At 59.9% G+C, this 24,745-nt stretch carries 20 protein-coding genes; 4 read left to right on the top strand and 16 right to left on the bottom strand.

Annotated features, from left to right (window positions below; all coding sequences use genetic code 11):
- Nucleotides 1-95 precede the first annotated feature (95 nt).
- Both ACA062_RS03770 and ACA062_RS03775 read left to right on the top strand, forming a co-directional pair.
- On the top strand, nt 96-503 hold the full coding sequence (locus tag ACA062_RS03770) for a pilin (RefSeq protein ID WP_497455273.1): 408 nt from the start codon (nt 96-98) through the stop codon (nt 501-503).
- 321 nt (nt 504-824) lie between these two features.
- Nucleotides 825-1,172, top strand: a complete 348-nt coding sequence (locus tag ACA062_RS03775; protein ID WP_497455274.1) for a BON domain-containing protein — start codon at nt 825-827, stop codon at nt 1,170-1,172.
- Nucleotides 1,173-1,441: 269 nt separating this feature from the next.
- Here the strand turns inward: ACA062_RS03775 and ACA062_RS03780 are convergent, their stop codons facing one another.
- The 15 genes from ACA062_RS03780 to dksA all read right to left on the bottom strand — a co-directional run bounded on the left by ACA062_RS03780 (nt 1,442) and on the right by dksA (nt 22,165).
- Nucleotides 1,442-1,738: a DUF2845 domain-containing protein gene (locus ACA062_RS03780; protein ID WP_497457355.1), complete on the bottom strand. Its 297-nt coding sequence runs from the start codon at nt 1,736-1,738 to the stop codon at nt 1,442-1,444.
- A complete protein-coding gene (locus ACA062_RS03785; RefSeq protein WP_497455275.1) occupies nt 1,738-4,677 on the bottom strand; it encodes a DUF748 domain-containing protein in 2,940 nt (979 codons plus the stop codon). Before ACA062_RS03785 ends, ACA062_RS03780 begins: the two co-directional genes overlap by 1 nt.
- 104 nt (nt 4,678-4,781) lie before the next feature.
- Entirely contained in the window at nt 4,782-5,798 is a 1,017-nt protein-coding gene (locus ACA062_RS03790) for a class I SAM-dependent rRNA methyltransferase (RefSeq protein ID WP_497455276.1), read from the bottom strand.
- Nucleotides 5,799-6,011: 213 nt separating this feature from the next.
- Nucleotides 6,012-6,884 (bottom strand): oxygenase MpaB family protein, encoded by an 873-nt coding sequence (locus tag ACA062_RS03795; RefSeq protein ID WP_497455277.1) that lies wholly within the window; start codon nt 6,882-6,884, stop codon nt 6,012-6,014.
- Nucleotides 6,885-7,042: 158 nt separating this feature from the next.
- The gene (acs, locus tag ACA062_RS03800; protein ID WP_497455278.1) at nt 7,043-8,980 is read right to left on the bottom strand and encodes an acetate--CoA ligase; all 1,938 of its coding nucleotides are present in this window, start codon (nt 8,978-8,980) and stop codon (nt 7,043-7,045) included.
- A 239-nt stretch (nt 8,981-9,219) separates the two neighbouring features.
- Nucleotides 9,220-10,884 (bottom strand): glucose-6-phosphate isomerase, encoded by a 1,665-nt coding sequence (gene pgi / locus ACA062_RS03805; RefSeq protein ID WP_128870649.1) that lies wholly within the window; start codon nt 10,882-10,884, stop codon nt 9,220-9,222.
- Nucleotides 10,885-11,239: 355 nt separating this feature from the next.
- Nucleotides 11,240-12,100 (bottom strand): pantoate--beta-alanine ligase, encoded by an 861-nt coding sequence (gene panC, locus ACA062_RS03810; RefSeq protein ID WP_497455279.1) that lies wholly within the window; start codon nt 12,098-12,100, stop codon nt 11,240-11,242.
- Nucleotides 12,097-12,897 carry a 3-methyl-2-oxobutanoate hydroxymethyltransferase gene (panB, locus tag ACA062_RS03815; protein ID WP_497455280.1) on the bottom strand — a complete coding sequence of 267 codons (801 nt, stop codon included), beginning with the start codon at nt 12,895-12,897 and terminating at the stop codon, nt 12,097-12,099. Before panB ends, panC begins: the two co-directional genes overlap by 4 nt.
- Nucleotides 12,898-13,262: 365 nt before the next feature.
- Nucleotides 13,263-13,748, bottom strand: a complete 486-nt coding sequence (gene folK / locus ACA062_RS03820; RefSeq protein ID WP_497455281.1) for a 2-amino-4-hydroxy-6-hydroxymethyldihydropteridine diphosphokinase — start codon at nt 13,746-13,748, stop codon at nt 13,263-13,265.
- A 3-nt stretch (nt 13,749-13,751) separates the two neighbouring features.
- A complete protein-coding gene (locus ACA062_RS03825; RefSeq protein WP_497455282.1) occupies nt 13,752-15,152 on the bottom strand; it encodes a polynucleotide adenylyltransferase PcnB in 1,401 nt (466 codons plus the stop codon).
- An 809-nt stretch (nt 15,153-15,961) separates the two neighbouring features.
- Nucleotides 15,962-17,398 carry a sigma-54-dependent transcriptional regulator gene (locus tag ACA062_RS03830; RefSeq protein WP_497455283.1) on the bottom strand — a complete coding sequence of 479 codons (1,437 nt, stop codon included), beginning with the start codon at nt 17,396-17,398 and terminating at the stop codon, nt 15,962-15,964.
- Nucleotides 17,399-17,420: 22 nt separating this feature from the next.
- Entirely contained in the window at nt 17,421-20,375 is a 2,955-nt protein-coding gene (locus ACA062_RS03835; RefSeq protein WP_497438693.1) for a sensor histidine kinase, read from the bottom strand.
- Complete coding sequence (locus ACA062_RS03840) at nt 20,359-20,535, bottom strand: hypothetical protein (RefSeq protein ID WP_003176118.1); 177 nt, start codon at nt 20,533-20,535, stop codon at nt 20,359-20,361. The genes ACA062_RS03835 and ACA062_RS03840 overlap by 17 nt, the downstream gene beginning before the upstream one ends.
- A 77-nt stretch (nt 20,536-20,612) precedes the next feature.
- Nucleotides 20,613-21,509, bottom strand: coding sequence for a tRNA glutamyl-Q(34) synthetase GluQRS (gene gluQRS / locus ACA062_RS03845; protein ID WP_497455284.1), 897 nt, complete (start codon nt 21,507-21,509; stop codon nt 20,613-20,615).
- A gap of 215 nt (nt 21,510-21,724) precedes the next feature.
- Nucleotides 21,725-22,165 carry an RNA polymerase-binding protein DksA gene (dksA, locus tag ACA062_RS03850; RefSeq protein WP_497455285.1) on the bottom strand — a complete coding sequence of 147 codons (441 nt, stop codon included), beginning with the start codon at nt 22,163-22,165 and terminating at the stop codon, nt 21,725-21,727.
- 332 nt (nt 22,166-22,497) lie between these two features.
- On the opposite strand from dksA, the gene ACA062_RS03855 reads away from it, so the two are divergent.
- Entirely contained in the window at nt 22,498-23,670 is a 1,173-nt protein-coding gene (locus ACA062_RS03855; RefSeq protein WP_497455286.1) for a pyridoxal phosphate-dependent aminotransferase, read from the top strand.
- On the top strand, nt 23,670-24,383 hold the full coding sequence (gene sfsA / locus ACA062_RS03860) for a DNA/RNA nuclease SfsA (protein ID WP_497455287.1): 714 nt from the start codon (nt 23,670-23,672) through the stop codon (nt 24,381-24,383). Before ACA062_RS03855 ends, sfsA begins: the two co-directional genes overlap by 1 nt.
- Here sfsA and ACA062_RS03865 read toward each other — a convergent pair.
- The gene (locus tag ACA062_RS03865) at nt 24,380-24,697 is read right to left on the bottom strand and encodes a Rieske (2Fe-2S) protein (protein WP_497455288.1); all 318 of its coding nucleotides are present in this window, start codon (nt 24,695-24,697) and stop codon (nt 24,380-24,382) included. The genes sfsA and ACA062_RS03865 overlap by 4 nt on opposite strands.
- Nucleotides 24,698-24,745 lie beyond the last annotated feature (48 nt).

The raw sequence follows: 24,745 nt of genomic DNA on the forward strand, positions 1-24,745 counted from the left end.
CTCATTCCCCCGACAACAGGAGATGACGTGATTGGCATAGGCTGTACTGTGGCTAATTCAATCATGAAATTTCGACTCATGCATGGAGCTTGTCTATGAATTCACAGAAAGGTTTTACGCTTATCGAATTGCTGATCGTGGTGGCGATCATCGGGATTTTGGCGACGTTTGCGATTCCGGCTTACTCGAAGTATCAGGCTCGGGCGAAAGTGACGGCGGGGTTGGCGGAGATTTCGGCGCTTAAAGTGAATTATGAGGATCAGGTTAATTCGGGTGTTGGATCTCCTGCAGTCACTGCAATAACTGGGAACGCCAGCACAACACACTGCACAATTACCGTCGGTGCAAGCACTACTAACAGCATTATTTGCACACTCAAAGATGCGCCAGCTCCAGTGACTAGCGCAACTGTTACCCTCACACGCGACGCCACTTCTGGCTGGTCTTGCAAAACCAGTGTCGCCGCCGACTACGCGCCAAAGGGTTGCCCTACCGGTACTTGATTGTTGCTGATCAACCATGCCCCGCCTCTTACGACGCGGGGTTTTTTTGTCTGATTTTTCGAATATTGGACTAGCCAGTTGCCAATTTGGAAAACCCTCTGTAATTCATGGCCTTAGGCCCACGCCAAAACCCGCAACTTGCATGTAGATAATTTCGAAGTCATGCATTTTGCATGATTCCGAAAATTGAGTGAATTTTTAAGTTATTGATTTATAACGATTTATTAGCTGTCTCAAAGTTGGCACAGCGTTCGCAATATACCCAGTAACCCTGCTGACAAGACACGCAGCAGACTTTATGAAAAAACAGGAGTTACTCGTATGAAGAAGTTCGCTATCGCTGCCGCTACTGCTACCGCGCTGACCCTGGCCAACGCTGCATTTGCCCAGACTCAAGCCACTCAAGCGCCAATGGTGCTGGCTGCCGGTGAAGTCACCGAAGCCAAAGAAGCTACTTCCGATACCTGGATCACCACCAAAGTCAAAGCAGACCTGGTCACCGAAAAAGGCATTCCTGGTACTGACATCAAGGTTGAAACCAACAAAGGTGTTGTTTCCCTGTCGTCTACCGTTGCCGTGACTGATTCTCAGAAAGACGTCGCCGTGGCTATCGCCAAGAAAATCAAAGGCGTCAAAGCGGTCTCCGCTGACGGCCTGAAAGCCGAGTAAGGCAAGACTTCTCGCCTGGACCGGGAGAAGGCGCGGCAGACGAGCCGAGTCATACGTCTGCCGCAACTTGAGAGTTCATGCGAAAGGCCACAAGGACGTGGCCGTTACAGGCCTCGGACATTCGTGTTCGGGGCCTGTTCTATTGTGAGCGACACGCAACAACTGTAGGAGCAAGCTTGCTCGCGATAGCGGTGTAACAGTCAATGCAAATGTTGAATGTTATTGCCTCATCGCGAGCAAGCTTGCTCCTACAACGATTTATGTCGTGCCTAATTACCGCGTTTGCTGGTGATCTGCTTCAAGCGATTACCTTCAAACCGCAAGTACTGGTACATCCCGCCGTTGGGCCCGTAGGTCCATTCCTCGACCTGGAACTCCTCCCGTCGATCGGCGCTGCGTTTGTAGCCCAACACATCGCGGCTGACCGGTTCACCGCATTTGTGCAGCACCTCGCCGGACCTGTCCCCGACGCTGATCAATTGACTGCCGCAGCGCAGGGTCTCCGCGGCGCAGGCGTGACTCGCGGCCAGCGCCAGGGCCAGGCCTGTCAGCAATCGTCTGAGCATCATTCGGCGTCCAGGTGCAGTGGCGTAATCACCCGACCGTCACTTTCCGCCTGACCCAGGCTGGCGTCGACGAAGTACACGCGCTCGTCGGCCAGTTGAGCCTTGTCGACCAGATAATCCTTGATGCTGCTGGCGCGATCCTGACCCAGTTGCCGCAACAACACGTCGCTGGAACTCCAGAATTTGATCACGCCCTCACGCATTTTCGCGGTGCGTTCTTCCTTGCCCAGATCCTTCCATTCGGCGGGGGGCTGAGTCTTCAGGCGTGTACGGTAAATACCTTCCAGCAACGGACCTTTCTCGCTGTCCGGTACTTCCACCAGCGCGGCGTTAGCTGGCACCTTGTCACCACGGCGCTGCAGCATTTTGTAGTAGTTGTACTTGTATTCCCGTTCCAGGCGTTGCTCGGCAATCAGCGGGCCATCGCTGCTTTGCGCAGCAGTCCCTTCGATCTCCAGGCGCAGGGCCGGACGTTCCTTGAGCGCCTGGGAGAGTTTGATCAACGAGCCCTCGGCCTCCTTGCTCAGGTCGCTGGAACCCGGTGCAAACGAGACAGTGCCCAAATCTTGCGAACCACCGCCACTGACCAGACCACCAATCATTTTGAAGGGTGCGGCGGCCGCCTTGACGATCAGGTTGCGCAGGGTCTGCCAGATGATAGGCATGACGCTGAACTGTGGATTGTTCAGGTCACCGGTCACCGGCAGCTCGATGGAAATCTTGCCGTCGACGTCCTTGAGCAACGCGATGGCGAGTTTCAAGGGCAGGCTTACCGCATCCGGACTGTCGACCTTTTCACCCAGTTGCAGCTGCTCGACCACCACCTTGTTGTCGGCCTTGAGCTGGCCTTTGGTGATCAGGTAATGCAAGTCGAGATTGAGCCGGCCCTTGCGGATGCGGTAGCCGGCGAATTTACCGGAGTAGGGTGTCAGGGTCGTCAGTTCCACCCGTTTGAAACTGGTGGCGATGTCGAGGCTGGCCATCGGGTCGAACGGATTGACCGAACCCTTGATGGTCACAGGTGCATAGCGGTCGACCTTGCCTTTGATGTCGACACTGGCCGGTTTCGCCTGGCGACTGTCGATGGTGCCGATCTGGCCATTGAGCTGTTGAATGGCGGTGGCGAAGTTCGGCGTCAGGCTGAAGTCGGCGAAGTTGGCCGAGCCGTCGTTGATGGCAATGCCGCCAATGTGGATGCCCAGTGGTTTGTCCTTGGCGACGGGTTTGGCGGCGGCGGTTTTGGCACTGGCGTCAGGCGGTTGCGGGATCAGCAGGTCATCGACGTTAGTGGTGCGGTCGTCGTTGATCATGAAGCGCGCATAGGGCTGGAACAGGTTGACCTTGTCGATCGACAGGCTGTCGCCGTGCTGATAGTTCAGGCCTTCGAGCACCAGTTGCTGCCACTTGAGGAAGTCGCGGGTTTTCAGGGTGTCGAGGGTATGCAACTGATCGACCTGAGCGCGGCCAGTGACGCTGAACGCCAGCGGCTCGGTGCTTTTCAAGTCGACTGCCAGATCGCTGCCGAGCATGCCGCTGCGCAGTTCGAGGCGAATGAACGGGTTGATGTAGGACTGCGCGACGCGCAGGTCGATGTCCTTGGTTTGCACCTTCAGTCTGGCGCTGACCGGAGCCAGGTTGACCACGCCGTCCGCCATGATCTTGCCTTGCTTGCCCACGCCCGTATCGAGCTTGAGGTTGAAGGGCGAGCCATTGAGGCTGTCGAAGTTCTGCAGGTCCAGGTTCAGCGGGCCGACGTCCAGGGCCACGGGCGGTTGTGCCTTGCGGTCGGTCAGATGCACCTGGTAATCGCGCAGTTGCACGTCTTTGAGCAGCACCTGCCACGGCTTGCTCGGCGGAGCAGGTTCAGGTTTGGGGGAATCGGCGGCGGCTGGCGTACTCGCCGGTTCGGCTTTGGCTTTGACCGCCGCTTTGGACGGTTGGCTGGCAAACAGCTTCTGCCAATCGAGTTGCCCGTCCGCTTCCAGGGCCGCCCAGGTCTCCAGTTTATTGCTGCGGATCTTGCCGACCACTACTTGCTGCCTGGCCAGGTCCACCGTGGTGTCGCTGACGTCCAGGCGCGCCAGTTTCGCCAGCGGCCGACCGTCCGGTGCCTTGATGGCAAATGGCGCGATACTGACCGCGACATTGCTCAGCAGCAGTTGGGTTTCCTTGGACAAGTTGAGTTTATAGTCGGTGCTGAGGTTGACGGCGCCGTCTTCGAGCACCAGTGGCACCGCGTCACGCACATAGGGCCAAAAGGCTTTCATCTTGCCGTCGGTGATCTTCAGCTTACCTTCGGAGGCAATCGGGATCAGGCTGAAGTTGCCGGTCCAGTCGATTTGCCCGCCTGACGGCCCGACAGCGACCAGGGTCATGTCGGCGTTATCCTCCGGCAGCGTGCTTAGGTTCTTCAGCTCGAAGTCGAGTTTGTCGTAGAGGAATTCGATGGGCTCGCTCGGCCGTGCGTCCTGGAAGTGCACGTAACCGTCAGCCAGTCTGATGCGCTCGACCCGCAAGGGGAAGGGTTTGGCATCCGGGTCAGTCGGCGTCGGCTCGCTGGCGGGCAGCTTGAACAATCCCAGCAGGTTGAGCTTGCCGTCCTTGCCGAAGAGGATTTCGGTCTTGGGTTTGTCCAGTTCGATATCGGACAGGTGCAGCGCCTTGGTCCAGAGGCTGTCGATCTGCAGATTGGCGTACAGCCGCTCGAAGCCGACCTGTTCCTTGCCCGGCTCACCAATGATCAGGCCCCAGAGGGTGACTTCAAGGCTGAACGGGTTGAGCTCGATCCGCGTAAGCGTGGCGGGCGTCGTGGCGTAGTTGGCCAACTGCTGGTTGGCCACTCGCAACGCGATGCCCGGCAAAATCAGAAACCCCAGCAGGCTGTAGAGGGCCAGCGCGGTCAACAGAGCGCCAATGGCGCGAATCAATCCTTTGGACATGTGCGGCTTCATTTGTCTGAATCGGAGTGCCTTGGAGTATGGCACGCGATTCTGGTTCCGAAGGCACTGCGCTTTGGGGATTTGTTTTACGCTGTTGCTGAATGTCAGAGCTGCAGGATCAGCGTTTTCAGCGGCGGCTGTTGATCCATGGACGGAAAATCGCCGCCCGGTTTCATCACTGTCCACTCACGCACCGGACGCCCGGCTTTCTCGGCACACCGCAAAACCTGTTCGCGCCAGTCGTCCATGCTGACTTTTGCCAGGTTGTTGCAGCAGATCAGCACGCCATCGTCGGCGGTGGTCAATAATGCCGGTTTCAGCAGGCTCTGGTAGTCGCGCAACAGGTCGACCGTGCCGAATGCGCTCTTGGCCCAGGCCGGCGGATCCAGCAACACCAGATCGTACTGGCGCGGTTCCAGACGCGGATAACTCGGCAATTTCTGCCCGCGACGCTGGCTGATGGGCAGGCCGGCCAACTGCCGGATCGCCGGGAAGTAGTCGGACTGGATGAACTGCATGCCTGGCAGCTGCGGATTGAGCAGGCCGTTCTCGCGACCGACCGCCAGGTTGCCTTCGGCAAAGTCCAGGTTGCACACCTCGCTGGCGCCACCGGCTGCGGCGCTCAAACCGACGCCGCAGGTGTAGGCGAACAGGTTCAGCACTGTTTTGTCCTGGCTGTGCGCCTTGACCCAGCCCCGGGTGTTGCGCAGGTCCAGGAACAGCAGTGGGTCCTGGCCTGCATGGCGACCGCGAACCCTATAGTTCAGGCCCCATTCATGGCCGATCAGGTCTTGCAGGGCGGCTTCATCGGCACGATAGACCGTGTCTTCGCGGTCGATGCGCGAGTTGCCCCCGGAGCGGTCGTTGTACACCAGCAGGGTGTCGAGGCCGAGGTGCTGATTGACAGTGTCGTGCAGTTGCAGCAGGGCATCCCGCTCCAGGGACTGGTGAAAGCTTTGCACCAACAGTTGCGGGCCGTAGCGGTCGATTGTCAGGCCGCCAGCACCTTCCTGGCTGCCATGGAACAGCCGATAGCAATCGGTGCCTTGCTGGTGCAGCTCGGCGAGCAGGTCCTGGCGATGATCGAGGGCGGCGCGCAGCGCCTGATTCAAGGAAGACATGCTGGGCGCCTTGCAGGAGGGAATTTGGCGCGGGAGTTTAACACTGTGGCGAGGGGGATTGCCTGTGGCGAGGGAGCTTGCTCCCGCTCGAGTGCGAAGCGCTCGCAAAATTTTCGCCATGGGCTGAGCTTGTGGGGCCGCTTCGCAGCCCAGCGGGAGCAAGCTCCCTCGCCACAGAAGCCGGCATTCAGTGTTTTTGTGTTTGGTCTGAGCTCAGTTCAGCAACCCCATCCGTCGCCTGGCCCGCTGCACTGACCCATTACGCACCGCCCAGCGCAACATCGGCGCACTGCGATTGACGCTGGCGCGGATCAGCTGGCGTTGCAGCGGGCCCTGGTTCACGCCCAGCATGTCGCTGGCCCAGTCCGGCAGCAGGTCGATCCCGGCCTGCATCATCAAGCCGCCGAAGGGCTTGGCCAGGCGGCTGGGGGCGGGGGCGTTCAACAGCAGTCGCAACACTTCTCGACTGCGCTCGTCGCACAGTAGTTGTGGGCGCATTCGCTCAAGGTAATCGGCAATGGCCTGTCGTGACCGGGGTACATCACGTGCGCCCAGACGCTCTGCAACCATGGCGATTTCGGCGTAATAGCGATCCTGATCGGCCAGCGACAGCTTCGGGTTGCGGTAGCGCAGGTGCGCGGCGAGGAAGTGACTGACTTCGGCCACGTGCACCCAGGTCAGCAGCTCGGGGTCGCTGGCAGCATAAGGCCGGCCATCAGGGGCCGTGCCGGTCACTTGCAGGTGGATGGTGCGGACTTTCTCGATCAGCCAGTCGGCGTCCTTTCGTGAACCGAACGTGGTGCCGGAAATGAATTGCCCGGTGCGGCGCAAGCGGCCGAGCATGTCCTGGCGAAAATTCGAATGGTCCCAGACCCCGGCCAGGGCCAGTGGATGCAGGGCTTGCAGCATCAGGGCGCTGATGCCGCCGATCAGCATGCTGCTGAAGTCGCCATGCACTTGCCAGCTCACCGATTCGGGTCCGAACAGGCCGGGATCGCCCTTGGGGTTTTCCAGGTCGAGCTTGCCCAGGGACAGACCTGTCAGGCTCATGATCTGGGTTTCGATGCGGCTGCGGATGAATTCCATGGCGACTCAGTGGTGAAAAAAAATGCGCGTGACCCTGGCCCAATGCCCCCTGTAGGAGCTGGCTTGCCAGCGAAGGCGGTGGGTCAGTTAATACATGTGTCGACTGACACACCGCTTTCGCTGGCAAGCCAGGCTCCTACAGGGGGGCCGCGCACACCTTACTGGTTCAGGCGTTTATCGACCAGCTCCTGAACCACGCTGGGATCAGCCAGGGTCGAAGTGTCGCCCAGCGTGTCCAGCTCGTTGCAGGCGATTTTGCGCAGAATCCGCCGCATGATCTTGCCTGAACGGGTTTTCGGCAACGCCGGGGCCCACTGGATCAAGTCCGGTTTGGCGAAACTGCCGATTTCCTTGCTGACATGCGCCAGCAATTCTTTCTTCAGTTCGTCATTGGGTTCGGTGCCGTTCATGGGGGTGACGAAGGCATAGATGCCCTGACCCTTGACGTCGTGGGGATAGCCGACCACCGCCGCTTCGGCGATGCTGTCATGCAGCACCAGGGCGCTTTCCACTTCGGCGGTGCCGATGCGGTGCCCGGAAACATTGATCACGTCGTCGATACGGCCGGTGATCCAGTAGTCGCCGTCTTCGTCGCGCCGCGCGCCGTCGCCGGTGAAATAATAGCCGGGGTACGGCTTGAAGTAAGTGTCGACCATCCGTTGCGCGTCCCCGTAGACACTGCGAATCTGCGCCGGCCAGCTGGATTTGATCGCCAGCACGCCGCTGCCGGCACCCTTGATCTCTTTGCCCACTTCATCCAGCAGCACCGGCTGCACGCCGAACATCGGTTGCGTGGCGCAGCCGGGTTTGATTCGTTGGGCGCTGACCAGAGGGCTGAGCATGATGCCGCCGGTTTCGGTCTGCCACCAGGTGTCGACGATCGGGCAACGCTGCTCGCCGACGGCATTGAAGTACCATTCCCAGGCTTCCGGGTTGATCGGCTCGCCGACACTGCCGAGTAATCTGAGGCTCGCGCGGGACGTTTCTTTTAGGGGGTCGAGGCCTTCGCGCATCAGCGAGCGCAGGGCAGTCGGTGCGGTGTAGAAGATGTTCACGTGGTGCTTGTCGATGACCTGCCAGAAGCGCGAGCTGCTCGGGTAGCTGGGTACGCCTTCGAAAATCAGGGTGGTGGCGCCGTTGGCCAGCGGACCGTAGACGATGTAGCTGTGGCCGGTGACCCAGCCGACATCGGCGGTGCACCAGAACACCTCGTCGTCGCGGTAGTCGAGCACGTACTTGAAGGTCATTGCCACCTGCAGCAGATAGCCACCTGTGGTGTGCAGCACGCCTTTGGGTTTACCTGTGCTGCCGGAGGTGTAGAGGATGAACAGCGGGTCTTCAGCGTCCATCGGTTCAGGCGGGCAATCGTCACTGACCTCGCGCAGCGCCTGGTGATACCAGAGATCGCGACCTTCGACCCAGTCAACCTCGCCCTGGGTGCGCTCGACCACGATGACCGTGCTGACGTTCGGGCAACTTTGCAGCGCCTTGTCGACCTTCTGCTTGAGCGGCACGACTTTACCGCCGCGCACGCCTTCATCGGCGGTGATCACGGTACGGCAGTCGGCGTCGAGAATACGGTCGCGTACAGAGTCCGGGGAGAAACCACCAAACACCACCGAATGCACCGCACCGATCCGGGTGCAGGCGAGCATGGCATAAGCCGCTTCGGGGATCATCGGCATGTAAATGCAGACCCGATCGCCTTTTTTCACGCCACGGCTTTTGAGCACGTTGGCCAGGCGACAGACGTTGTGATGCAGTTTTTTATAGGTGATCTGTGTGGATTCAGCGGGGTCGTCGCCTTCCCAGATGATTGCGATCTGATCGCCGCGCTTTTCCAGATGGCGGTCGATGCAGTTGTAACTGACATTCAACTTCGCGCCGGCGAACCAGCTGGCCTCACCGGTTTTCAGGTTGTAACGCTGGACGGTGTCCCAGGGCGTACTCCAGTCAAGAAAACGAGTGGCCTGTTCGGCCCAGAAGGTGCTGGGATGTTCGATGGATTGGCGGTACAGGCGCTTATAGTCGTCTTGACTTAATTGAGCAGCCCGGCGGACGGCATCGGCTTTGGGGAACGTGCTGATATCGAACATGACGGTTCCTTATTCTTGTTTTGAGACAAGAGGGGAGCTACACGACCCTCGTAGGAGCTGGCTTGCCAGCGAAGGCGGCGTATCAGTCGACACACAGGTTGAATGACACACCGCATTCGCTGGCAAGCCAGCTCCTACAAGGTTAGCTTGCCAGCGAAGGCGGTGTGTCATTCAACAAATGTGTCGACTGATACGCCGCTTTCGCTGGCAAGCCAGCTCCTACAGGGAGTGGCGTCAGATCACCCGCGGTGACGACCGCGGAAGTAGTTGATCAGGCCTTGGGTGGAAGCATCGTCAGCCGGGGTTTCTTCTTTGCCGACCAGGCGGTTGTAGACGCCTTTGCCCAGCTCCTTGCCCAGCTCCACACCCCACTGGTCGAAGGCGTTGATGCCCCAGACCACGCTTTGCACGAAGACTTTGTGTTCGTACATCGCCACCAGCGCGCCGAGACGACGCGGGCTGATGCGTTCGACCACCAGGGTGTTGCTCGGACGGTTGCCCGGAATCACCTTGTGCGGTGCGATTTTCTGCACGTCTTCTTCGCTCACGCCCTTGTCCCGCAATTCGGCTTCTGCCTCGGTGCGGTTCTTGCCGAGCATCAGCGCCTGGCTTTGCGACAGGCAGTTGGCGTACAGCCACTGATGGTGGTCGGACACCGGGTTGAAGCTGACGATCGGCACGATGAAGTCGGCCGGGATCAGTTGGGTGCCCTGGTGCAATAACTGGTGATAGGCGTGCTGGCCGTTGCAACCCACGCCACCCCAGATCACCGGACCGGTGTCGGTGGACACGGGAGTGCCGTCCTGACGCACGCTCTTGCCGTTGGACTCCATGTCCAGCTGTTGCAGGTGTTTGGTGATGTTACGCAGATAGTGGTCGTACGGCAGGATCGCATGACTCTGCGCGCCCCAGAAGTTGCCGTACCAGACGCCGAGCAAAGCCAGCAGCACCGGCATGTTCTGATCGAATGGCGCACTCTGGAAGTGCTGGTCCATGGTGTAGGCACCGGACAGCAGTTCCTTGAAGTTCGACATGCCGATGGCCAGGGCAATCGGCAGGCCGATGGCCGACCACAGCGAGTAACGCCCGCCGACCCAATCCCACATCGGGAAGATGTTTTCTTCGCGGATACCGAACGCCACGGCCGCAGCGTTGTTGCTGGAGACGGCGATGAAGTGACGATACAGCTCGGCCTCCGAGCCACCTTGAGCCAGGTACCAGGCACGCGCGGCCTGAGCATTCTTCAGGGTTTCGAGGGTGTTGAAGGATTTCGACGAGACAATGAACAGCGTGGTCTCGGCGCGCAGCTTCATGGTCAGCTCGTGGAACTCGCTGCCATCGATGTTTGCCAGGTAATGGCAGCGCACACCTTTCTGCGCGTAGGACAGCAGCGCTTCGGAGACCAGCTCCGGGCCGAGGAAGGAGCCACCGATGCCGATGTTCACGACGTCAGTGATCGGTTTCTCGGTGTAACCGCGCCACAGACCATCGTGAATACGGCCCACGAGGTCGGTGATCTGGTTCAGTACCTTGTGCACTTCCGGCATCACGTTGACGCCGTTGACCGACAGCTTGTCGCCCACCGGGCGGCGCAGGGCGGTGTGCAAGGCCGGACGACCTTCCGAGGAGTTGACGATTTCGCCGTCGAACAGCGCTTTGATCGCGCCCTGGAGGTCGACTTCGTTGGCCAGGCCCACCAGCAGATTGCGGGTCTCGGCGTTGATCAGGTTCTTCGAATAGTCGAGGAACAGACCACAGCTGCTGAGGGTGAATTGAGTAAAGCGCTGCGGATCGGCATTAAAGGCTTCGCGCATGCTGAAATCCTGCATGGCTTGGCGGTGGTCATTCAACGCTTGCCAGGCGGGCAGAGCGGTCACATCGTGAGGAGTGCGGTAGTACGCCATCGCTGCGGGTTTCCTTTTTACTTGAACGGCCTTTTGAACACTAAAAATCGCGGAACGCTGTGGGTGGGCGGTCCGGTCAACTGCGTCGACACGATTTCATGGCGCAGGGCGAATACAGTAACTCCCGCGCGGTGATCTGTCTTGACTTTGTCGGACCTGTTTCCGGTACTTTTTTAACATCTGACCGAGGAACAGTCCGACAGACGGAGGGGAGGAAGCACTACGTTATGGATATAGCCGCAGATCTAATGTGGGAGCGGGCTTGCTCGCGAATGCGGTGTATCAGTCAACATTTATGCTGAATGACACACCGCATTCGCGAGCAAGCCCGCTCCCACAGGGGGATGGTGGTGGTTCAGGCGGAGGCGTCGAGGTTCAGATGCAGGTTGTCGATCAACCGCGTGGTGCCGAGGAAAGCCGCCACCAGAATCACCAGGTCCCGATCCTGTGCAGTCGCCGGGCGCAACGTCTGGGCGTGGCGAATCTCCAGGTAATCAGGACGCAGGCCAGCCGCTTCGAGCTGCTTGAGCTGAACATCGATCAACACCGGGAAATCCCGGTCGCCTTGTTTGATGGCTTCGGCAATCGACGACAGCGTGCGATACACAACAGGCGCAACGGCCCGCTGCTCTTCACTGAGAAAGCCATTACGCGACGACAGCGCGAGGCCGTCGGCCGCACGCACGGTCGGTTCACCAATGATCTGGATCGGCATGTTCAGGTCATGGACCAGGGATTTGATCACCGCCAGTTGCTGGAAGTCTTTCTGGCCGAAAATCGCCAGGTCCGGCTGGACCATGTTGAACAACTTGCTGACGACCGTCGCCACCCCTTCGAAATGCCCGGGACGGCTGGCACCGCACAAACCTTCAGAGAGTTGCGGAACACTGACTCGGGTCTGGCCGGCGATACCATCGGGGTACATTTCTTCGACGGATGGCGTGAACAGCAAATGGCACCCGGCCTGGAGCAATTTTTCCTGGTCGGCGGCGAGGGTCCGGGGGTATTTGTCGAGGTCTTCGCCCGCGCCGAATTGCAACGGATTGACGAAAATGCTTGCGACCACGAAATCCACCCGTTGGGTGGCTTTGGTAATCAGCGCGACATGACCGCTGTGCAGGTTGCCCATGGTCGGCACGAAGCCGATGCGCTTGCCCTCGCTGCGGGCACGGGCCACGGCGGCCCGCAGTTCGCGTACGGTTTTGACGGTGTTCATGCAGAAAATCCGTGTTCGATACCTGGGAAAGAGGCCGCTTTGACTTCAGCGACGTAAGCGCTCAAGGCCGCGTGAATGCTGGTTTGGCCAGTCATGAAGTTCTTCACGAACTTTGGCACGCGGCCGGTGATGGACAGCCCCAGCATGTCGTGCAGAACCAATACCTGGCCATCGGTGCCGCTGCCGGCGCCAATGCCGATCACCGGGATCTTCACCGCCTGGGTAATTTCTTCGGCCAGTTCACTCGGCACGCATTCGAGCAGCAGCATTGCTGCGCCAGCCTGTTCGAGGGAGATCGCGTCGGCACGCATCTGCCGCGCCTGATTTTCGTTGCGGCCCTGGACTTTGTAACCGCCAAGGATGTTCACCGACTGCGGCGTCAGCCCCATGTGTGCGCATACCGGAATGCCGCGCTCGGCCAGCAGGCGGATCGAGTCTGCCAGCCATAAGGCACCTTCGACCTTGACCATGTGCGCACCGGCCTGCATCAATAGCGCGCTGTTGGTCATGGCTTGTTCGGTGGTGGCGTAGGCCATGAAGGGCAGGTCGGCAAGAATCAACGCATCGGCGTTGCCGCGTTTGACGGCTGCCACGTGATAAGCCATTTCAGCGGTGGTGACCGGCAGGGTGCTGTCGTGACCCTGCAAAACCATGCCGAGGGAGTCGCCCACCAACAGCACTTCGACACCCGCTTCATTGCAAGCGTGGGCGAAAGTGGCGTCATAGCAGGTCAGCATGGTGATCTTTTCACCTTTTTGCTTGAGACCTTGCAGCGTGGTCAGGGTGATGGCTGGCATGAAAAGTTCCTCATTCAGGCGCTGTGGAAACTACTGCGAGTAACGCGCGTGATTCTTCGTTAAATACAGGCGCACGGTCTGTTGTCGTGCTTTGAAGGCCTGGATTGCGCCCTTTAACGTCGTATTGGCGGCAGCGGGACGCCTATAGTCGTGAGGAGAACTCGGGAAGTCAATTGGGTGTGTTACCGCGTTGTTACGTGTCGGGTGTTACCGGGGTAACTGATGCGTTTCAGCAACTACCGATCTCATGTTCGACACAAAACCAATGTGGGAGCGAGCTTGCTCGCGATAGCGGTGGATCAGCCAGCATCAATGTTGAATAACAGGCCGCTATCGCGAGCAAGCTCGCTCCCACAGGGGGGGTGTCAGTTTTGGGAGAGGCGTTCCAGGCCGACGAACGGGCAGTTGGCGAGCAATTCCGAAAGTGCGCGGCCATCGGCCAGGCGCAAATCCGCCGGCGCCAACTCGGCCAGTGGATACAGCACGAAGGCCCGTTCTTGCAGGTGGTAGTGAGGCACCTTGAGGCGAGGCTCGTCGATCAGCCGATCACCGAACAGAACAATGTCGAGGTCCAGTGTACGGGGCCCCCAACGCTCCAGGCGCTCGCGGCCCTGTTCGTTTTCGATCGCTTGCAACGCATCCAGCAGCTCCAGTGGAGGAAGCGTGCTGTCGAGGGCGGCAACCGCGTTGGTGTATCGCGGTTGCCCGGGCAGCAGCGAATCACTTTGATAAAACGCGGAAACCCCGACCAGTTCGGTCTGCGGCAACTGCGCCAACCCATCGATCGCGCTGCGCAACTGTTCGGCGGGGTCAGCCAGATTGCTGCCCATGCCGATGTAGATGCGTTCCATGGCTTACTCGCCCGTGGCACTCGGTGCGCCAGCGGCGCGTTTGCGCTTGGCGCCGCCGCTGCGGCGACGTTTGCGCGGGGCGCCGGTGCCGTCATCCTTGCCGCTGAGGTCGCGGATCATGTCCCGACGCTCGCTGTCGTTGGCGTCCTGATAATCGGTCCACCATTCGCCCAGGCCATCGGTCTGCTCGCCGGCGCTTTCGCGCAGCAGCAGGAAGTCGTAACCGGCGCGGAAGCGTGGATTGTCCAGCAACAGGTCGGCACGTTTGCCGCTGCGGCGGGGCAGGCGCTCCTGCATGTCCCAGATCTCGCGGATCGGCATAGTGAAGCGTTTCGGGATCGCGATCCGCTGGCACTGTTCGGCAATCAGCTCATGGGCCGCTTCCTGCATGGCCGGAATGGGCGGCATGCCACGTTCCTGCAAACGCAGGACGCGCGCCGGCAGGGCCGGCCAGAGCAAGGCTGCGAAGAGGAACGCCGGGGTCACCGGTTTGTTCTGCTTGATCCTCAGGTCCGTGTTGGTCAAGGCGTCACTGATCAGCGTATGGGTGTACGTCGGGTTGTATTCCAGCGCTTCGGCACTGGCCGGGAACAGCGGATCGAACAACTGCAGGTCGACCAGCATCTCGAAGGTGTCCGCGGCATGACCGGAGAGGAACAACTTGAGTACTTCTTCGAACAGACGGGCCGACGGAATCTCGCGCAGCATCGGCGCCAGTTCACGAATGGGCGCGGCGCTGTGTTTTTCGATGCCGAAATTCAGCTTGGCGGCAAATCGCACGGCCCGCAACATCCGCACCGGGTCTTCCTGGTAGCGTTGCTTCGGATCGCCGATCAGGCGGATCAAATGATTGCGAATGTCGTGTACGCCATTGGCGTAATCGAGAATGCGCTCGCTGACAGGGTCGTAGTACAGGGCGTTGATGGTGAAGTCGCGACGTTGCGCGTCCTCTTCCAGCGTGCCGTAGACGTTGTCGCGCAGGATGCGTCCGCTCTCGTTGCGAGAAGACTGGTTGCTGTCTTCTTCTTCGTCGTTTTGCGGATGATTGGCGCGGAAGGTCGCGACTTCGATGATTTCGCGGCCAAAGTGGATGTGCACCAATTTGAACCGGCGCCCGATGATCCGCGCGTTACGGAATTCGGCCCGGACCTGTTCCGGTGTGGCACTGGTGGCGACGTCGAAGTCTTTTGGCGTGATGCCCAGCAGCATGTCGCGCACACAACCACCGACCAGGTAAGCCTGGTAACCAGCGTTCTGCAGGCGTTCGACGATATTCACCGCGTAACGGCTGAACTGCGCCTTTTGCAGCGAATGTTGGCCGCTGTTGAGCACTTCAGGCGTGCTGCGGATGTGTTGCGTATGACGCTTGGGAGAACGGAATGACTGGAACAGCTTCTTCAGCATGGGATGCACTGTTTGAAGGAATGTTCGGCCATAACGAAGAATGACCGCATGATGGGCGGGGATTCTAGCATTTAGTCGGGGGATGGTGTAGGAGACAGCAGATGTAGGAGCGAGCTTGCTCGCGAAAAACGTGAACGATAACGCGTTAAATCAGATACCCAGTGGTGCCCTTGGGGTTTTCGCGAGCAATCGAGCGTCGACCGGCTGCTCCTACAGTTAGCAGGTTTGAGCGCGAATCGCGGAAACTACAAGGGGAGCCGAAGCTCCCCAAGAAAGTAGTTGCATGCTCTATTTTTATTTTTGATTCGGGCTTCTTGTTTTTGTTGAGTGCCCTCGCCATGAAGATTTTCCTTCATGACCCTCCCAATCGGGAGCCAAGAGCAAACGGATTGCTTTGGTCGCTGTGTTGCAGTGATCTTGCGATCCAACCAGTTCAGGTACTGTCTGAGGACAGTTTTTATTGTTCTCGGCCTGGTCGTGGGGCACGCCCCAAATACAACGCCTCTCCAAAAGAATCAGTTAGCTGCGCCTCTCGCCGTCTTGTTTTTATTGTGCGTGAGTCGATTCGTCTTATTTTTATTGTCTTGTGCATTGCTTGTTATTGTTCTTGTACCAAACATATAGCAGGGTGCGTGCCAACTTTTGTGAAGCCCAGCAAAACAGGGGGTTACGTGCCCCGGGCGGGTTTTTCGAGGCCCAAAAAACCGGGGCTACGTTACCGTAAGCCCCGGCTTCTGTTACGTGAGAAAGCTGAGGTAACAGTTTCTTCACGTTTGTCAGGTGTTACCCGCGCATCGGACAGCTGCGGTTCAGCTCTCGCTGGCCACACCGGTCTTGCGCCGCGGAATGCCCAGGCGCTGGCGGCGTTCCCACAGGCATTTGCGACTGACCCCGAGTTTGCGGGCCAGCTCGGTTTCGGTCATGTGGTCCTGATGTTCGAGAACGAAGTGCTGGAAGTAGTCCTCCAGTGACAGGTCTTCGGTCGGCTCGTGGCTGCTGTTCCCGGCGCTGTTACCCTGTTGCGGCGCCAGGCCGATGAAGTCGTCTTCTTCCAGATCGCTTAGCTCGATGTCGATACCCAGCAGTTCGGCGGATATCTCCGGGCTCTCGCACAGGATGACCGCGCGCTCGACGGCATTTTCCAGCTCGCGAACGTTACCCGGCCAGGAGTAGTGACGAATCGCCTGCTCGGCGTCCGCGGCAAACCTCAGATCGGTGCGGTTGACTCGCGCGCTCTGCCGCGCCAGGAAGGCATTGGCAATTTCATTGACGTCCGCACCGCGCTCGCGCAAGGCCGGCAGTTTCAAGGCGATCACGTGCAGGCGGTAATAAAGGTCTTCACGGAACTGGCCGATCTTCGCCAGGCTCTTGAGGTCCCGGTGAGTCGCGGCGATCAGGCGTACATCGACCTTCTGCGACTGCACCGAGCCGACCCGGCGAATTTCGCCTTCCTGCAGCACGCGCAGCAGGCGGGCCTGGGCTTCCAGTGGCAGTTCGCCGATTTCGTCAAGGAACAGGGTGCCGCCATCGGCCGCTTCTACCAGGCCGGCACGCCCGGCGCTGGCGCCGGTGAACGCGCCTTTTTCGTGGCCGAACAGTTCGGACTCGATCAGGCTTTCCGGAATGGCTGCGCAGTTCACCGAAATCATCGGCGCCTTGGCGCGTCTGGACAGGTTGTGCAGGGCACGCGCCACCAGTTCTTTACCGGTACCGGACTCGCCCTGGATCAGGACATTGGAGTCGGTCGGCGCGACTTTGCGGATCTTGCTGTACAGATCCTGCATGGGCGGACACGAGCCAATGATGCCGATTTCACCGTTGCTGTTGTCGACACCCGGTTTTGCCGCGCCATTGGTGGCTTTGCCGGCGACCGGTTCGCCGCTGACTTGCGCAGATTGCCGGTCACGCAGGATGCGCGCGACGGCCTGGAGCATTTCGTCATGATCGAAAGGCTTGGCGATGTAATCCACCGCGCCCATCTTCATCGAGTCGACCGCCGAACGCAGGCTGGCGTAGCTGGTCATGATCAGCACCGGCGTGCCCTGGCCAAGCTTGATCAGCTCGGTACCCGGGGCGCCAGGCAGGCGCAGGTCACTGACGATCAGGTCGAACGTGGGAATAGTGAAGCGTTCTTGTGCTTCCTGCACTGAACCGGCTTCGCTGACCTGGTACTGGTTACGTTCCAGCAGGCGGCGCAAGGCGGAGCGGATAATTGTTTCGTCTTCGACGATCAAAATGTGCGGCATTGATTCGATACTCTCGACGGTCTCAGTTCACAGCGGACGTCGCTTCGACATGACGCGGCAATGTCACCCGGATTCGGGTGCCGCGTTGGCTTTGTACATCAGCCGGGCTGTCGATGGTGATTTGTCCATAATGCTCTTCAACGATGGAATAGACCAGTGCAAGGCCCAGACCGGTGCCTTCGCCAGGATCCTTGGTGGTGAAGAAAGGTTCGAACAGTCGGTCCATGATGCTCGAGGGAATGCCGCTGCCTTCGTCTTCGACGATCAAATCGACCGTGTGTTCGCCGGCTTCGCTCTTGACCCGCACCGCGCTGCCGGGAGGCGAGGCGTCACGGGCGTTCGAGAGCAGGTTGATCAGCACTTGCGCCAGGCGCTGAGGGTCGCCTTCGACCCAGTGGTCGGGGTCGCACAGGTTGTAGAACTGCACTTCGAAATTGCGTCGGTTCAGGGCCAGCAGGCCGATGGCATCCTGAGCCACTTCGGCCAGACAGACGGGCTCGTCACTGTGCTGGTGACTGCCAGCGTGGGCAAAGCTCATCAGCGACTGAACGATGCGTGACACGCGTTTGGTCTGTTCGAGGATCTGCCCGCTGATTTCCTTCAGTTCGCTGTCTTCTTCGCGCTCTTCGCGCAGGTTCTGCGCCAGACAGGCGATGCCGGTGATCGGGTTGCCGATTTCATGGGCCACGCCGGCGGCCAGGCGGCCGATGCTGGCCAGTCGCTCGGAGTGCACCAGCTTGTCTTCGAGCATCTGGGTTTCGGTCAGGTCTTCCACCAGCAGCACCAGGCCACTGTTACCCGGCGCCAGGGGTTCGTCGATCGCCGCTTTGTGCAGGTTCAGCCAGCGGGTCTGGCCATCGAGGGCCAGGTGCTGTTTGTGCAAGTGCTCGTCGGGCAGATTGATGAAGCCTTGCAGCAGCGCTTTCCACGGATCGGCGATGGTACTCAGGCGCGAACCGACCACACGTTGTGCGGCAATCCCGGTCAATTCCTCCATGGCTTTGTTCCACATGAGGATTTCCTGATCCTTGGCCAGCGAGCAGACGCCCATCGGCAATTCCTGCAAGGTCTGGCGGTGATAGCGGCGCAGGGCATCGAGTTCGGCGGCAAGGCCGGTGAGGCGCGAATGGTAATCCTCGAGCCGGCTTTCGATGAAGTGGATGTCTTCAGTCACGTAGTTTTCGCCGCCGGCCTTATAGGGCAGGAAGGTTTCGACCATGTCCTGGGCCACGCTCGGCCCCATCAGGCCGGACAGGTTGGCTTCGATGCGGTCACGCAAACGGCGCAGGGCGTAAGGCCGGCGCTCGTCAAATGGCAGATAAAGGTCGCGCAGGGCTTGTTCGACTTCTTTCTGTGCAGCCTTGGCGCCCAAGGGTTTTGCCAGCTGCGTGGCGAACTCCTGGGGCGAGGCGGCGTGCAGTTCCCGGCGTTGCGGGCGGCGCACGTTGTCCACGGCGCAGGCTTCGGCGGCGCTGGCCTCTTCGGCGCTGGCGTTGGTGAACAGCGAAATCAGGGTGAACATCAGCACGTTGGCTGCCAGCGAGGCGATGGCGGCCATATGCCAACTGGTGTCGTCCAGCACGTAGATCATGTTCAGCAGCGGAATGTAGAAACCCTGCAGATTGCCCACCAGCGGCAGCAGCATGGTGACCAGCCACACCAGGATCCCGGCGAGCAGACCAGCGATGAAACCGCGGCGGTTGGCGGTCGGCCAGTACAGGACCGACAGCACACCTGGCAGGAATTGCAGGGTGGCGACAAAGGCGACGATGCCGAGGTTGGCCAAGTCTTGCTCGGCACCCAGCAACAGGTAGAAGCCGTAACCGGCCATGATGATCGCGACGATCAGCGCCCGCCGCGTCCACTTCAGCCAGCGGTAGATATTGCCTTCGGCCGGCGGCTGGTAGAGCGGCAACACCAGGTGGTTCAGCGCCATCCCGGACAGCGCCAGCGTGGTGACGATGATCAGCCCGCTGGCCGCCGACAAGCCACCGATGTAGGCCAGGAGCGCCAGGGCTTTGCTGTTGGCGGCGATACCGATGCCGAGGGTGAAGTATTCCGGGTTGGTGGTGGCGCCGAGTTTCAAGCCCGCCCAGAGAATCAACGGCACGGCCAGGCTCATCAGCAGCAGGAACAGCGGCAGGCCCCAGCTGGCGCTCACCAGGGAGCGCGGGTTGAGGTTTTCGGTAAAGGTCATGTGATACATGTGCGGCATCACGATCGCCGAAGCGAAGAACACCAGCAGCAGCGTGCGCCATGGCCCTTCCTGGAGCGGCGTATGCAGGGCGGCGAGGGCGGTCTGGTTTTGCAGCAGCCACAATTCCAGCTGTTGCGGGCCGTCGAACACGCCATACAGCGCGTACAGGCCGACGCCGCCAATGGCGATCAACTTGATCACCGATTCGAAGGCAATCGCGAACACCAGGCCTTCATGCTTCTCGCGGGTGGCGATATGGCGCGAACCGAAGAAGATCGTGAATAAGGTGATCAGCGCACAGAAGCTCAAGGCCACGCGATGCTGCACCGGTTCCCGGGTGAGAATGCCGATGGAGTCGGCCACCGCCTGAATCTGCAAGGCCAGCAACGGCAGTACGCCGATCAGCATGAAGATGGTCGTCAGCGCCCCGGCCCAGGTGCTGCGGAAGCGGAACGCGAACAAATCGGCCAGGGAAGACAGCTGATAGGTGCGGGTAATCTTCAGGATCGGATACAGCAACACCGGCGCCAGCAAAAACGCCCCGGAGACCCCGAGGTAACTGGACAGAAAACCATAGCCGTACTGGTAGGCCAGGCCCACCGTGCCGTAAAACGCCCAGGCACTGGCGTAGACGCCCAGCGACAGGGTGTAGGTCAGCGGGTGGCGAATGATCGCCCGGGGAATCATGCCCCGTTCGCTGACCCAGGCGACGCCGAACAGCACCGCCAGGTAGGCGGCGCTGATCAGGATCATCTGGGTCAGGCTAAAGCTCATCGGCATCTTTTTGGCTCTGCAGGATGAAGGTCACGACGATCAGGATCAGCCAGAGCAGATAGGGGCGATACCAGGCGCCAGTAGCGTCGATCCACCAATCCATGATGGCCGGGGAGAACAGATAAATCCCCACTACCAGGAGCAGGACCAAGCGATAGATGTACATCCCGGCCTCTCTTCTTTATGCGCGTGCCCGAAAACGTGCGGCGATGGTAACGGATGGGCGCGCCACTGCAAGTGTGATCACTGTAGTTGCGCTTCGGGCAGGTTGAGTGTGCGCGGGATCTTCAGTGCATCCCAGTGGGCAATGCCCCAGTCCAGCACTTCCCGTGGTGTGGCGTAAGCCAGTTCCGCGCCGGGGTTTTGTCCGAGTGCGCGCAACGCACGCAGCAACAAGGGCGTGGCCTGATCTTCGCTCAACGGCGGCGAACGGTACGACTTGCCGAGCTTGTGACCGTCGGGCTGGGTAATCAGCGGGATATGCAGGTAACGCGGTTGCGGCAGACCAAGCAGTTCTTGCAGGTAGAGCTGGCGCGGGGTGGAGTCCAGCAGGTCGGCGCCACGGACAATATCGGTGATGCCTTGCCAGGCATCGTCCAGCACCACCGCCAGTTGATAGGCGTAGAACCCGTCGCGGCGGCGGATCACGAAATCGCCGACTTCCCGCCCCAGGTGCTGGCGGAATTCACCCTGGACCCGGTCGATGAAGTGGTATTCCAGCTCGGGAACTCGCAGGCGAATCGCGGCATCTTCGATGCCGTGACCGGCATTGCGGCACAGGCCCGGATAAATCCCATGATACCGCTCGAGCTGTTTTCGCGAACAGGTGCAGGCATAAGCCAGGCCAAGCTTGAACAGGCGATCGATGACTTCGGCGTAGGCAGCGTGCCGGTCGCTCTGTCGGACCATCTCGCCATCCCACTCGAAACCGTAGCTTTCCAGTGCCTTGAGAATGGCCGCCTGGGCGCCGGGTTCTTCCCGCGGCGGATCGAGGTCTTCCATACGCATCAGCCAGCGGCCACCCACCGCGCGCGCGTCGAGGTACGAAGCCAGCGCGGCGACCAGCGAACCGAAATGCAGGTGTCCACTGGGCGTGGGGGCGAAGCGTCCGATGTAGGTAGGGGAGACGATGGCAGTCATGGCAGGATTATTACTTTTTTTGGCGCTAGTTAAGCGCACGGCGTGATGCCGCCATCGCGAGCAAGCTCGCTCCCACACTGGATTTGTGAACGCCGCAGATCCAATGTGGGAGCGAGCTTGCTCGCGATGGCGATTTTAAAGACACAACTGCTACCGGCAAATATCAGAAACAAAAACGGAGCGTTCGCACGCTCCGTTCTTCATTCAACCCGACATTACTTGCCGACTTGTTTTTCCTTGATTTCCGCCAAGGTCTTGCAGTCGACACACATGTCGGCGGTAGGACGGGCTTCCAGTCGTTTGACGCCGATTTCGACGCCGCAGGACTCGCACCAGCCATACTCTTCGTCTTCGATCAATTGCAGGGTCTTGTCGATTTTCTTGATCAACTTGCGCTCGCGATCACGGGCGCGCAATTCGAGGCTGAATTCTTCTTCCTGGCTGGCACGGTCTGCCGGGTCCGGGAAGTTGGCCGCTTCGTCTTTCATGTGATCAACCGTGCGGTCGACTTCCTGCATCAAGTCCTGTTTCCACTTATTCAGGATCTTGGTGAAATGAGCGCGCATGGGCTTGCCCATGTATTCCTCGCCCTTCACTTCTTTGTAGGGTTCGAAGCCGCTGATCGACTGATTGTGTTGCTTTGCTTGGGTGGGCATGAAATGGACCGCCTCTACTCTTGTAATCCATTGCGCAGGATTGCTCCATCACCGACACCTGCCGGCCCTGCGGCTGCAAGCGGGCGAACTTACCAGATCAAATCGGACCGCGCTACTCCCGGATGTCGAGGTAGTGGCCTTCGGTGCTTGCAAATGCTTGCAAAGCCTTGTCTGGTGGTGCTGGAGACCTGATCAAATATTGATTTTAGTCAAACCTGGGGCACACGCTTGAGTCGTTTGAGACCAGAGTTATACGGCTCTGACCGCTTTAGGTTCTCGCTCGTTCCTGCGCTTGGGTAGAATCGATTTTTTTCCCTGTTGAAGGAAGGCCAATGGCTCAGCCCTACAGTGCCCGCAGTCGCGCGATCGAACCTTTCCACGTCATGGCGCTGCTGGCGCGGGCCAACGAACTGCAAGCCGCCGGCCACGACGTGATCCACCTGGAAATCGGCGAGCCGGACTTCACCACCGCCGAGCCGATCATCCAGGCCGGCCAGGCGGCACTGACGGCGGGCAAGACCCGCTACACCGCTGCGCGCGGCATCCCTGAGTTGCGCGAGGCCATTTCAGGCTTCTATCAGCAGCGTTACGGGTTGAATATCGATCCACAGCGCATTCTCATCACTCCCGGCGGCTCCGGTGCGCTGTTGTTGGCCAGCGCCCTGCTGGTGGACCCGGGCAAGCACTGGCTGCTGGCGGACCCGGGGTACCCATGCAACCGGCATTTCCTGCGGCTGGTGGAAGGCGCGGCGCAGCTTGTTCCAGTAGGTCCGGACGTGCGTTATCAGCTGACGCCGGACCTGGTGGCCCGTCATTGGGATCACGACAGCGTCGGTGCACTGGTGGCGTCGCCGGCTAATCCAACCGGGACCATCCTGACTCGCGACGAGTTGGCGGGCCTGTCCGCCGCGATCAAAGAGCGCCACGGTCATCTGGTGGTGGACGAGATCTACCACGGCCTGACCTACGGCACCGACGCGGCCAGCGTGCTGGAAGTCGATGACAGTGCCTTTGTCCTGAATAGTTTTTCAAAATATTTCGGCATGACCGGCTGGCGACTCGGCTGGCTGGTGGCACCCGAAGCCGCGGTCGGTGAGCTGGAAAAGCTCGCCCAGAACCTCTACATCAGCGCCCCAAGCATGGCCCAACACGCCGCACTGGCCTGCTTTGAGCCAGCAACCATCAGCATCCTGGAAGAGCGTCGCGCCGAATTTGGCCGGCGTCGGGACTTCTTGCTACCGGCCTTGCGGGAATTGGGCTTCGGTATCGCCGTGGAGCCGGAAGGGGCTTTTTACTTGTACGCCGATATCAGCAAGTTTGGCGGCGATGCCTTCGCGTTCTGCCGACATTTCCTCGAAACCGAGCATGTGGCGATCACCCCTGGACTGGATTTCGGCCGTTATCAGGCCGGGCATCATGTGCGGTTTGCCTACACCCAAAGCCTGCCGCGCTTGCAGGAAGCGGTCGAGCGGATTGCGCGCGGTTTGCGGAGCTGGCAAGGCTGATGCGCTTTCATCCTCCACTTGAAGAAGGTCGCCTGATCCGTCGCTACAAGCGCTTTCTCGCGGATATCGAGACCGTTGACGGCGAGTTGCTGACCATTCACTGTCCGAACACCGGGTCCATGCTCAATTGCCAGGTTGAGGGCGGGCAGGTCTGGTTCAGTCGTTCCAATGATCCGAAACGCAAATTGCCCGGCACTTGGGAAGTAGGCGAAACCCCCCAGGGGCGGCTGTTTTGCGTGAACACCGGGCGGGCCAACGGTTTGATCGAGGAGGCGTTGCGGGCCGGCGTCATCAGCGAGCTGAACGGCTTTACCGGACTGAAGCGTGAAGTGGCCTATGGTCAGGAAAGCAGCCGCATCGATTTCCGCCTCGATTACCCGAGCGGCCCGGCCTATGTGGAAGTCAAAAGTGTCACCCTGGGTTACGACGGCTCATTGGTGGCGGCCTTTCCCGATGCGGTGACGCAGCGAGGGGCCAAGCATTTGCGGGAGCTGGCCCATCTGGCCCGGGACGGGATTCGCGCGGTGCAGTTGTATTGCGTGAACCTCAGCGGAATCGATGCGGTACGTCCTGCCGAAGAAATCGATTCAGCCTACGCCGCTGCACTGCGTGAGGCGGTGGCCTGTGGGGTCGAGGTATTGGCCTACGGCGTTCGGTTGAGCCACGAAGAGATGGTGGTCGATCGACGACTGGACGTGTTGCTCAACAGTTAAAGACTGACCCAGATCCCTTGGTCGTCCTCGCGGCAGGCAACGCTGGCCAAGGATTGCCCGGCGCACGGGCCGGCAACGCATTCGCCGTCTTCGATCAGAAACAGTGCGCCATGGGTGGCGCACTGGATCAGGCTGTTGCTGGGGTCGAGAAACTGGTTGGGGGTCCATTCCAGCCCCACGCCACGGTGCGGACAGCGATTGATATAGACGTAGGCCTGACCGCCCCGGCGCACGGCAAAGAGTTTCTGGCCGTCGAGGTCGAAACCGCGGCTGCTGTTATCCGCCAGCTCGACGCCAGTACAAAGAAACTTCATGTCTATCCTCAAGTGCCGCGTCTGGTGACCGGATATGTCCGAGCTTGA

The sequence above is a fragment of the Pseudomonas sp. LBUM1679 genome (genome assembly GCF_059695565.1).